This is a genomic window from Ideonella sp. P3_A4 (genome assembly GCF_056403075.1).
The window spans coordinates 1-6,786 of sequence record NZ_JBFUGE010000330.1; the positions used below are offsets into that span (position 1 = coordinate 1).

Here is a 6,786-nt window from a genome sequence, read left to right on the forward strand (position 1 = left end):
GGGTACTTCTTCTTGTCGCCGCGCAGCGTCACGGTGTAGACCGCCATCACGTCCGGCCGGTCCAGGAAGTAGGTGATGCGGCGGAAGCCCTCGGCTTCGCACTGGGTGTACAGCCCGCCGCCCGAGGCGTACAGACCGCTCAGTTGCGTGTTCTTTTCCGGCGCGATCGTGTTGCGGATCTCCAGCACGAAGTGGTCGGCCGCCGGCGCGTCGATCACCAGCATGTCGTCTTCATGGCGGAACGAGACGCTCTGCCCGTCGACCAGCACGCGCAGCAGGTTCAGCTCTTCGCCGTGCAGGCGCAGCGGCTGCACCGGCTGCTGGCCGTTGCGTTCGATCGTGAGCTTGCTCGCGACGATGGTCTTCGCAGCGTCCAGGTCCAGCGTCAGGTCGACGTTGCGGATCCAGTAGGCCGGAGCGAGATAGTCTTCGCGGCGAATGAGGGGGGCAGTGCCTTCGCGCATGGTGTGTCTTGACGTTGTGGGTCGCGGGGTTGATGCAGCGGCGGCGCAACCGCGTCACGGTGCGCGCGGTACGGCATGGCGCAAAGCGCAACGCAGCCGTGGCTGAGGCCGGGTAGGCCCAACCCGGCAGTTTACCGGCTGGCCGGCCTCAGAAACCGGTGGGGCTGTCGGCCCGCAAATGAGCCAATTGATGAGAAATTCGCCCTCCAGGCGGGGCTTTCACCAATGGCGCGGTGCTCAAGGCGTGGTTTCGCCGGTCCACTGCCGCCGCAATTCGTCGATCGGGATCACCGGCGACAGGTGGCCGCGCACCAGTTCCTTCAGCCGCACCCGGGTCATCCGGTACCAGAAGCCAAAGGCCTCGTGCATCTTCGGCTCGCCGTGGAACTTGACGATCGTGGCGCCGGCGATGCGGGCGCGGCCCTGAGCCGCGTTTTTCCGGCCCAGGCGCACGGTCTTCTTGAAGCTGACGATCTGCTCCACCGGGAACAGCCCCACACGGTCCCGCAGGCCGTGGGCGGTGACCACGCCATGGGTGAAATCCTGGTCGCCCAGCACCTTCTGCTTGTAGCTTTCGCCGGCGACGAAGGCGTCGTAGATCTTGCGCAGGCCGCCGCGGCGGATGCGCATCACCGACGAGTTGAAGCCGTCGTAGTGCCAGTTCGGCACGATCACCAGGTCGGCCGGGTGGCCGAAGGCGAACGACAGCATCTCTTCCATGTCGCGCCGGATCACCAGGCTCAGGTCGAGATAGAGGAACTCGTCGAAAGGCAGGTAGTCGGGGTTGAACAGGCCGAGCTTGCGGGTGGTGCCGCGCATGCCGGGGCGGTCCAGCTCGGTCCAGCCCGAGCAGTCGTGCCGGATCACGCCTGCCGGCAGCGGGCGCGGCGAATCGGTGTAGCAGTGCAGCTCGAACGGCCGATGGCAGTGCCGCTTGAGCATGCCGTGCAGCCGCTCGATGTAGGTGTCGGTCATCGGGTGCGGCTCGCCGAAGGCCATGCACACGATGGGCAGCGGCTGACCGCTCATGGAATGCTCCTCATGCATACTCCCCGGGTGATGGCGACGCCAAACCCGGCTTCTGAACCGATTGTGATGGATGGCAGTGAGACGGGCAGCGGCGCTTGCCTGTTCCTGGCGTCCACGCCGCTGCATACCTTTTTTGCGCTGGGCCTGATGGCCGGGCCGATGCGACAAGCGCCGAAACACTTGTGGCTGATCGACCAGCCACCCGGTGCACGTGACTACATCGGCGAGGCGCTGGAAAAGTCCGACGCCATCGACGTGAAGGTCACCCGATTTGTGGCGCTGCGCGGCACGACCGCGGCGCGCGCGCAATTGCAAGAGATGAGTGCGCAGTCCGCGCGGATTGCGCCGGTGACCATTGCCGTCGGCATGGACCACCGCCTCGAGTTCTACGCTGCGCTGCGCGGTTGCCCGCCCGCTCGGCGCGTCTACATCGACGATGGGCTGTACAGCTACCTGCCGCACCAGCATGCGACGGCGCCCTGGCTCGAAGGCCTGTCGAACTGGCGGCGCAGCCTCAAATATGGCTTGCCGGTGGAGCGGCCGGCGCTGGTCGGTGGCTCGAAGGCGGTGCAGGCCGCCTATGTGCTGCTGCCCGGCCAGGTGCATGGCGGGCTTGCTGGCAAGCCGGTGCAGGCGCTGCGGCCCGATTGGTTTGCTACCGATGCAGTGCGGCAGACGTGCATCGCGGCAGCGGCCCTGGYCGGATTTGATGCGGCCAGTTGCGCAGGCCTAGGCCTGTTGCTGCTGTTGCCGCATCCACGGTTTCTGCAGGCCGATCCCGCCTTGAAAGAACAACTGGCCCGGCTGGTGAAGGACCATGCCCAACGCGGCCAGACCGTGGCGCTGAAATCGCACCCCAACGCGGCCCAGCCGGCATGCCAGCAACTGGACTTGCCTCAGACCGCCTGCATCGAAGTGCCAGCGCGGCTGCCGGCTGAAGTGCTGGCACCGCTGCTGGACAAGACGGTGGTGGTGGGCACGCTGACCACCGCGCTGCTGAGCCTGTCCTTGCTCGGCCGCGGCTTGCGGGTCTACCGCCTGCCGAGCGGCGCAGCCAAGGTGAGCGAGTTCGAGGCCGGCGCGCAGCGCGTTTACGATGCGGCCGGTGTCCAGGTCTTTGACGCAGCGCAAACGGCCTGAGCAGCCGGCGCCCCCCGGCCCCTGACAAAATCCCCCCGATGACCGAACCCATTCGCGTGTTTGTCGGCGCGGTGCATTCGCACCGGCTGATGTTCGAAGTCCTGCGCTGGTCGATCAAGCGCCATGCCTCGCGGCCGGTCGAGGTGCGCTCGATCGGCGAGCTGACCGCGCCCGGCCTGCCGGTGCCGAAGAAGCCCGAGAACCGGCCGGTGACGCCGTTTTCGTTCCAGCGTTTTGCGGTGCCGATGCTCGCCGGCTGGCGCGGCCGCGCGATCTACTGCGACTCCGACCAGGTGGTGCTGCGCGACATCGCGGCGCTGAACGACCTGCCGATGCACTTCGGCTCGCGCATCATGCGGCGCACCGAGAAGGGCCCGGACGGCCGCACCGGCAGCCACGCGTCCAGCGTGATGCTGCTGCGTTGCGACAAGCTGCTGGCCTGGGAGCCGCAGCGCATTGCCGATGACCTGGACAACGGCCGCTACGACTACCACGCGCTGATGAAGTTGAAGACGGTCTGGCTGAAGGGCTCGATGCCACGCCACTGGAATGCGCTGGACCACCATGAGCCGGCGACCTGCCTGGTGCACTACACGCGCCGCTCGACGCAGCCGTGGATTGCGCGTGGTCATGCGCATGAAGGGCTGTGGTTCGAGGCGCTCTACAGTGGCCTGGCCGCCGGCGAAGTCAGCCAGGACGCGATCGACTTCGCCGTCGCCAACCGCTATGTGCGCCCGTCATTCGGCTGGCAGGCCGAGCGGCGCGAGAGCGATTCGAGCAAGGTGCCGACCGAGCTGCATGCGGCCGACGCCGCGTTCCTCGAACATTGCAGCAAGCACCAGTTCAACAACCTCGACGGCGACTATCGTAGTACGTGATGCCCCCACGCTCCTTCCAGTCGCTGCCCCCCGAGGGGGCTCTTGCAGTGGACCGGCAGAGCCGGATCCACGCAAGTCCCTTGGTTCGGAACACGCTTGTGCCGTCTTCGGCGTTTGTGGCGCCTTTGATGGCGCTGATATGAGGCCCCAATGCGCCGTATCGTGACCTTCGGAACCTTCGACGTGCTGCACGTCGGCCACGTGCTGATCCTCGACCGTGCGCGGGCGCTGGGCGATCAGTTGATCGTGGGCGTGTCGTCCGACGACCTGAATTTCTCGAAGAAGGGCCGGCGCCCGATCTACACGCAGAAAGACCGGGTCCACATCATCAGTGCGCTGCGCTGCGTCGACGAAGTCTTCATCGAGGAGTCGCTGGAAAAGAAGGGCGACTACCTGCGCGAGCACCGGGCATCGGTGCTGGTGATGGGCGACGACTGGGCCGGCCGTTTCGACGAGTTCAAGTCGATCTGCGAGGTGGTCTATCTGCCACGCACGCCGTCGATCTCGACGACGGAGATCATCGAGGTGATCCGACAGGCGCCCTGATCAGGCGCGCCGCTGCTCCAGCGCGTCGACGATGCGCTGCGAGGTTTGCCCATCTCGCGGGCCGATCAGGTGCTCGATCAGCGCTTCACGCTCGGCCGACGGCGGCTTGCCACTGCGCCGGTCGACCAGTGCCTGCTGCAGCACGCCGCTCAGCGCTGCCGGTTTGTCGGCGCCATAGGCCACTGCCTCGTAGCGCGGGGTGTTCGGGTCGATGCGCTGCTTGTAGCGCCAGGCAAAGATCCCGCGGTAGCTCCAGCGCAGCTTCAGGAAGCGGCACCAGACGACGGGCTTGTTCAGCGCCGCGAACTCGAACAATGCGCTCGACGCATCGCTGACCAGCACATCGGCGCGTGCCATCAGCGGCACCAGGTCATAGCGCTCGGGGCCTAGTACCTCGATGCCGGCATCGGCCCAACGCTTCATGCGTTCGCGCTGCTTCGCGTATTGCGGCACCACCCACGAGAAGAAGTGCGGCTTGACGATCCAGTGCGCGCCCGGCACCAGGGCCTTCAAGTCCTCGGGCATCAGTTCGAGCGACGACGGGTAGAAGGTTGGCGCGTACAGCAGCACCGGCGCTGCGCTGCCCGAGGGTGGGGCAGGTTGGATCGGCAGCAGCGGATCGAGCTTGGCAAAGCCGACCAGCGCGAGTCGGTCGCGCACGCCAGGCTCCCGTGCGACCAGTTCATCCAGCACACGTTGTGACTCGACGCAGCGCAGGTCGAAGCGATTCAGCCGCGGGTCGAACAGCACGTTCTTGACACCGATGCCGTGGTAGACCAGCGCGGTGCGGGTATTCGGCGCGAGTGTTTCGCCGTCGGCCAGAAAGCTGCCGAACACCGCCCAATCGGGGGCGAGCTTGCGCAGTTCCGCATAGGCCTGAATCGGACTGTCGACACGCAGCAGCGTGTGCGCTTCGACCTGCGGCAGGTCGACCGCGATAGGCACGTCGCGCAGCTTCTCGTCCACCCGCAGCAGCGTGGTCACGCGATGGCCACGCGCGATCAGCGCGCGCACTACCGGTGCAAATTGCGGCAGGTAATAGAGCTGTTCAGCGAAGAAGGCGACGTGCATCGGGGCTGAGGCAGAAAGAAGAGCGGCCCCTGAGGGCCGCTGTGGGATCACAGGCCTTGCTTCAGGCTCGCTGCGATGAAGGCGTCGAGGTCGCCGTCCAGCACCTTCTGGGTGTTGGAGATTTCGACGTTGGTGCGCAGGTCCTTGATGCGGCTCTGGTCCAGCACGTACGAGCGGATCTGGTGGCCCCAGCCGACGTCCGTCTTGGTGTCTTCCAGCTTCTGCTGCTCTTCCATGCGCTTGCGCATCTCATGGTCGTACAGCCGTGAGCGCAGGCGCTTCCAGGCGACGTCGCGGTTGCTGTGCTGGCTGCGGCCGTCCTGGCACTGCACGACGATGCCGGTCGGGATGTGCGTCAGGCGCACGGCCGAGTCCGTCTTGTTGATGTGCTGGCCGCCGGCGCCAGACGCGCGAAAGGTGTCGGTGCGCACGTCGGACGGGTTGATCTCGATCTCGATCGAGTCGTCGACTTCCGGGTAGACGAACAGCGAAGCGAACGAGGTGTGGCGGCCGCCGGCCGAGTCGAACGGGCTCTTGCGCACCAGGCGGTGCACACCGGTTTCGGTACGCAGCAGACCGAACGCGTAGTCGCCCTCGACCTTGATCGTGGCGCTCTTGATGCCGGCGATGTCGCCCGGCGTCTCGTCTTCCATCGTCGCCTTGAAGCCCTTGCGCTCGGCGTACTTCAGGTACTGGCGCAGCAGCATGCTGGCCCAGTCGCAGGCCTCGGTGCCACCGGCGCCGGCCTGGATGTCGATGAAGCAGTTGAGCGGGTCGGCCGGGTTGCTGAACATCCGGCGGAACTCGAGCCCTTCGACGGTGGCTTGCAGCGTCGCGGCTTCGGCTTCGATCGCCTGCAGGCCGTCCAGGTCGCCGTCGGCTTTGGACATCTCGAACAACTCGGTGTTGTCCGACAGGTTGCTCGTCAGGTGGTCGATGGTCTCGACGACCTCGTCGAGGGCCTTCTTTTCCTTGCCCAACTCCTGCGCCCGCTTGGGGTCGTTCCAGATGTCGGGATTTTCGAGGGTCGCGTTGACTTCCCTCAGACGCAGGACCTTGCGGTCGTAGTCAAAGATACCCCCGTAGATCGAGGGTGCGCTGCGTCAGATCGGCCAGCGAGTTGCCGATGGCGTTGATGCGTTCGATGTCCATGGCGCTCATTCCATTCTTGTCAAACCGCGTATTTTCGCTCAAGCGGCGAGGCCGCGCTGCCGGGCCGGCCTTCCCCGGGTGCGCGCGAATGGGCGGCGGGCCGCCGCGTCGGCACAATGGATCACTGCCCCGCCTCCAAAAGCACCCGCCTTCCGGCGGTATTTTTCGCCCCGACTCGTCCACCACCTCGCGATGACGGTTGTTGCCGACGACAGCTCCGCCGCGGCGCTCGCGCGCCGACGCCAGGCCCATTGGCGGGCCGTGCGGCGCTGGACGGTGGGCCTGCTGCTGGTCTGGGCCGGCGTCACCTTCGGCGTGGCCTTCCAGGCCCGGGCCCTGAGCTTCAATTTCTTCGGCTGGCCGTTCAGCTTCTGGGTCGGCGCCCAAGGCTCGGTGCTGGTCTACCTGTTGCTGGTTGGCTTGTACGCCTGGGCGACACGCCGGATCGACGAAGCAAACGACCTGGACGAGCTGGACTGATGGCCGAGCCCCACGCCCCCACCGCC

General features: G+C 66.4%; 7 protein-coding genes and 1 pseudogene. 4 read left to right on the forward strand and 4 right to left on the reverse strand.

The features are described 5' to 3' along the window. Both pepN and AC1DYI_RS23025 read right to left on the reverse strand, forming a co-directional pair. Positions 1–464, reverse strand: a pseudogene (gene pepN / locus AC1DYI_RS23020) (aminopeptidase N); the annotation flags it as partial. Positions 465–701: 237 nt separating this feature from the next. Further along, complete coding sequence (locus AC1DYI_RS23025) at positions 702–1,493, reverse strand: hypothetical protein (protein WP_477206462.1); 792 nt, start codon at positions 1,491–1,493, stop codon at positions 702–704. Between the two features lie 66 nt (positions 1,494–1,559). On the opposite strand from AC1DYI_RS23025, the gene AC1DYI_RS23030 reads away from it, so the two are divergent. From AC1DYI_RS23030 to AC1DYI_RS23040, 3 genes are all read left to right on the forward strand, one after another. Beyond that, positions 1,560–2,633, forward strand: coding sequence for a hypothetical protein (locus tag AC1DYI_RS23030; RefSeq protein ID WP_477206463.1), 1,074 nt, complete (start codon positions 1,560–1,562; stop codon positions 2,631–2,633). Positions 2,634–2,671: 38 nt separating this feature from the next. Next, the gene (locus AC1DYI_RS23035; protein WP_477206464.1) at positions 2,672–3,511 is read left to right on the forward strand and encodes a hypothetical protein; all 840 of its coding nucleotides are present in this window, start codon (positions 2,672–2,674) and stop codon (positions 3,509–3,511) included. A gap of 150 nt (positions 3,512–3,661) precedes the next feature. Further along, complete coding sequence (locus AC1DYI_RS23040) at positions 3,662–4,057, forward strand: FAD synthase family protein (RefSeq protein ID WP_477206465.1); 396 nt, start codon at positions 3,662–3,664, stop codon at positions 4,055–4,057. Here AC1DYI_RS23040 and AC1DYI_RS23045 read toward each other — a convergent pair whose 3' ends face one another. Together AC1DYI_RS23045 and prfB are read right to left on the reverse strand one after the other, a co-directional pair. Continuing rightward, on the reverse strand, positions 4,058–5,128 hold the full coding sequence (locus tag AC1DYI_RS23045; RefSeq protein WP_477206466.1) for a CDP-glycerol glycerophosphotransferase family protein: 1,071 nt from the start codon (positions 5,126–5,128) through the stop codon (positions 4,058–4,060). Positions 5,129–5,175: 47 nt separating this feature from the next. Continuing rightward, positions 5,176–6,280 (reverse strand): peptide chain release factor 2 gene (prfB, locus tag AC1DYI_RS23050; protein ID WP_477206467.1). Its coding sequence is split into 2 segments (ribosomal slippage): positions 5,176–6,198 and positions 6,200–6,280, totalling 1,104 coding nucleotides; the frame shifts between segments, so codons are not numbered across the junction. 192 nt (positions 6,281–6,472) lie between these two features. Here prfB and AC1DYI_RS23055 point away from each other — a divergent pair. Beyond that, positions 6,473–6,760, forward strand: coding sequence for a sodium/substrate symporter small subunit (locus tag AC1DYI_RS23055; protein WP_477206468.1), 288 nt, complete (start codon positions 6,473–6,475; stop codon positions 6,758–6,760). Positions 6,761–6,786: the final 26 nt, after the last annotated feature.

What these genes read in the sequence shown, in the direction of transcription:
- AC1DYI_RS23025 (WP_477206462.1), bottom strand. Translation starts at nt 1,493, where the DNA reads ATGAGCGGTCAGCCGCTGCCCATCGTGTGCATGGCCTTCGGCGAGCCG.
- AC1DYI_RS23055 (WP_477206468.1), top strand. Translation starts at nt 6,473, where the DNA reads ATGACGGTTGTTGCCGACGACAGCTCCGCCGCGGCGCTCGCGCGCCGA.
- AC1DYI_RS23045 (WP_477206466.1), bottom strand. Translation starts at nt 5,128, where the DNA reads ATGCACGTCGCCTTCTTCGCTGAACAGCTCTATTACCTGCCGCAATTT.
- AC1DYI_RS23040 (WP_477206465.1), top strand. Translation starts at nt 3,662, where the DNA reads ATGCGCCGTATCGTGACCTTCGGAACCTTCGACGTGCTGCACGTCGGC.
- AC1DYI_RS23035 (WP_477206464.1), top strand. Translation starts at nt 2,672, where the DNA reads ATGACCGAACCCATTCGCGTGTTTGTCGGCGCGGTGCATTCGCACCGG.